At 62.8% G+C, this 3,562-nt stretch carries 3 protein-coding genes; all 3 read right to left on the reverse strand.

The genetic code is table 11. From position 1 onward, the window contains the following. Positions 1 to 37: 37 nt before the first annotated feature. Complete coding sequence (locus tag HX846_RS15610) at positions 38 to 1,156, reverse strand: succinylglutamate desuccinylase/aspartoacylase family protein (protein ID WP_102369307.1); 1,119 nt, start codon at positions 1,154 to 1,156, stop codon at positions 38 to 40. Between the two features lie 207 nt (positions 1,157 to 1,363). Continuing rightward, entirely contained in the window at positions 1,364 to 2,617 is a 1,254-nt protein-coding gene (locus tag HX846_RS15615) for an OprD family porin (protein ID WP_008437109.1), read from the reverse strand. Between the two features lie 112 nt (positions 2,618 to 2,729). Further along, positions 2,730 to 3,562 (reverse strand): ATP-binding cassette domain-containing protein (locus HX846_RS15620; protein WP_178965672.1); only part of this gene is annotated, 833 nt, incomplete at its 5' end.

Raw genomic sequence — 3,562 nt, forward strand, 5'->3', positions numbered from 1 at the left:
CGCTCCCACATTTTGACCGTATTCCATAGCTGGCAAATCAGGCGCTGAGTAGCTTGCCGCTGCGAATCGGCGTGGCACCGGACACCCGGCCCAGCGGATCCCCCGGCTTCACAAAGCGCACGTCGCGGCGCATGTACAACACGCCGGTGTTGTGGCTGCAAACCGTGGTGGCCTGCCCACTGTGGGGATCAACGATATCGAACAACGCCTGCCCGGCCTCGATGCGACTGCCCACTGCCGCCCGGTGTACCAGCACCCCGGCGCATGGCGCATAAAACTGTTCGCTGCCGGCCAACGGCGTCGCCGGGTTGCGCAGGGCTGGCAATGGCCGTGGCGTGCCTTCAACCGCGCCCAGGTGGGTCAGGTAATCAATGATCGCCGTGGCGTCATGTTCTGCCAGTTCATAGGACACATCCCGCTGGCCACGATGCTCGACGGTCACCGCCACGCTGCTGTCCGGAATCGGAAACCGATCGCCAAACCGCTCACGCAGGTTGACCCACAGCAGGTACAGCGCCTCATCGAACGAGTTGGCCTGGGAATCGGTGGCCAGCAACGAGGCTTCAGAGCCGATGTAGCGCGCCAGCGGCTCCACGGTCGCCCACACTGCCTCGCCGGTGTACACATGCATCGCCGCTTCGCGGGAGCAGTGCAGGTCCAGCACGATGTCGGCATCGTGGGCCAGCAGCATCAGGGTGCGTTGCAGCGACTGGAATTCGTCCAGCGGCGCCGCGTCCAGCAGACATTCGCCCCAGGCCTGGCGGATCAGTTGGCGGTTGGCGTCGATGTCCTGGCCCAGCAGGTGCTCGATCTTGTCGGCGATTGCCTGGTACGGCACCGGAAAGCCCCGGTTGTAATTACGCCCGCTGCCCAGTTCGAAACGCCCGCTGGGCGCGCCCATGATGTATTGGCTCAGCCCGGTGGGGTTGGCCACGGCCACCAGCACGATTTGCGCATTCAGCCGGTTGGCATTTTCCAGTTCTACCAATTGCCGGCGCAGGTGCGCGGCCACCAGCAGCGCCGGAGTTTCGTCGGCATGCAGCGCCGCCTGGATATAGATTTTTCGACTTGCACCCATTGCACCGTAATGCTCACTGTCCACGTGCCTGTGGGTGCCTTGTGTCGCTTGCAGCAAGGGGTGTGATTTAAGTTTCATAAACCGGAAATCTCGATATTCGAGTGATGAACGCTGAAGAAATATTAACGAGCCGGCGTGATCGTCTGTAAGGGCGGCCCACACTATCTTGATCTGGTAATCCGATCAGTGTGGGAGCTGGCTTGCCTGCGATGGCGGTGGGTCAGCCAGCCTATTCCGTGACTGACCCACCGCCATCGCGGGCAAGCCCGCTCCCACAGTGGGTGGTTACCAGAGCGCCAGGGTGTAACCCAGCATCACGCGGTTCTCGTTAACGTCGTTGAAGTAGTTGCCTTTGCTCAGCGCATTGCGCCAGCGCATCGACACGCCCTTGAAGGGCCCGTTCTGCACCACGTAGCCCAGGTCCAGGTCGCGCTCCCACTCGCGGCCTTCGCGGTTGAAGCCGAGCACTTCAGCCGAATCACCCTTGGCGTACTTGATCCCAAACAACAGGCCGGGCAAGCCGAGATCGGCGAAGTTGTAGTCATAGCGGGCGTGCCAGGCGCGCTCCCTGGTTTGGGTGAAGTTGCTGAACTGGTACTCGGTGAACAGGTAGGTGATGGAGCCGTCCAGGTAGGTAAACGGCGTGGTGCCGTATTGCTGCTGGAAGCCGCCGCCGATGCTGTGCCCGCCGTACTGGTAGGTCAGGCGGCTGCTCAAGGCGCTGTTGTCGACCTTGCCCGCCAGGCCCGCGCCGTCCTTGTCCGACTTGAAGTAGCGCACGTCGGTTTTCAGCGTGCCCGGCCCCAGGCCGAAGTTGTTCTTGAAGCCCACGTATTGCTGCTGGTAGATGCTGTCCAGCGCCGCGAAGTGGTAGCTGAGCAAGGTGTTGGGGGTCAGCGAGTAGTCGCCACCGGCAAAGCGGAACTGGTCGCTCAGGGCGGTGCTCTTGTAGACCTTGCTCACCGTGGTCAGCTTCATGTCTTCGTAGTTGGTGGAGTCACGGTCCTTGGCCTGGTCGATCTGCCCGAGGGTGATTTTCAGGTTGCTGATGTCGTTGGACACCAGCTGGGTGCCGCTGAAGGACTGCGGAAACAGACGGCTGGTGTTGGGTTGCAGGATCGGAAGGTCCGGCACCAGGTAGCCCACACGCAGCTCGCTTTTGGCGAAGCGGGCCTTGGCGGTCACCCCAAGCTTGGAGTACTCGTCGGAGACATTCTTGTCGCTGTCACGCTGCAGCAAACCGGTGCCGGACAGCCCCGGGCTGGAGTCGAGTTTCACCCCCAGCATGCCGGTCAGGTCCAGGCCGAAGCCCACGGTGCCTTCGGTGAAACCGGACTTGATACCGAGGATAAAACCTTGGGCCCACTCGGCGCGCATCGACTGGGAAGCGGCCTCGCGGTAGTCACGGTTGAAGTAGTAGTTCTTCAAGTCCAGCGTACCGCTGCTGTCCTTGATGAAGTCTGCATGGGCCAGTGACGGGACCAGCCCGCTGCTGACAACGCCGACGCCGGTGATGAGTTGAGTCAGGGATTTTTTCATTTTTTTAGCTCCTGGCAGTGGGGTGGGGGTTGGTGTTTTTATTGTTCTTCGGGCATGGCTTCGCCGTTCGCGCAAATCGGCGATTTGCGCGGCGGGTGACGTCAGTCCTGGGTTACAGCGCTAGCGGTACGGGGCCCTGGCGGATGCGGTAGCCACCGTTTTCAAGTTTCTCCAAGGGGCTGGCGGCGGCCAGCAGCTTGCGGGTGTAGGGGTGCTGCGGGCGGTCGAAGATCTCGTCGCGGGCACCCATTTCCACCACCCTGCCCTCGCTCATCACCGCCACCCGGTGGGCGATGCGTTCCACCGCCGCCAGGTCGTGGGAGATGAACAGGCAGGCAAAGCCGTACTGCGCCTGCAGGCGCTCGAACAGCTCAAGAATCTGCTTCTGGATGGTCATGTCCAACGCCGAGATCGGCTCATCGGCAATCACCAGTCGCGGGTGCCGCACCAGCGCCCGGCCAATGGCCACGCGTTGACGCTGGCCACCGGACAACTGGTGCGGGAAGCGGTCGACAAACTGTTCCGCCAGGCCGATGTCCACCAGGGTTTTCGCCACCCGCTCACGACGCTGCGCGGGCGTCATGCCGGGCACATGGCGCAGGGGTTCGGCGAGGATGTCGCCAATCTTCATGCGCGGGTCGAGGGACGAATACGGGTCCTGGAAAATCATCTGGCATTGCAGGCGATGGTCACGGTTGCCAGCCTTGAGAATGTCCACGCCCTCAAACTCGATGGCACCGGAACACGGGCTGTTCAGGCCGACAATCGCCCGTCCGAGGGTGGTCTTGCCCGAGCCGCTGCCGCCCACCAGCGCCAGGGTTTCCCCCGGGGCGATGGACAGGTTGGCCGAATGCACCACCCGCTTGAACTGGCTGCGGCCCCACAGGCTGCGCGGCCCCGGGTGCTCGATGCACACGTCCTTGACCGTCAGCAACGGCCGGTCCG

Origin of the sequence: Pseudomonas sp. K5002 (genome assembly GCF_013386655.1) — a bacterium.
Taxonomy (GTDB): domain Bacteria; phylum Pseudomonadota; class Gammaproteobacteria; order Pseudomonadales; family Pseudomonadaceae; genus Aquipseudomonas.

Excerpts from the sequence above, each read along its gene's own strand:
- HX846_RS15615 (WP_008437109.1), bottom strand. The coding sequence starts at position 2,617 with ATGAAAAAATCCCTGACTCAACTCATCACCGGCGTCGGCGTTGTCAGC.
- HX846_RS15610 (WP_102369307.1), bottom strand. The coding sequence starts at position 1,156 with ATGAAACTTAAATCACACCCCTTGCTGCAAGCGACACAAGGCACCCAC.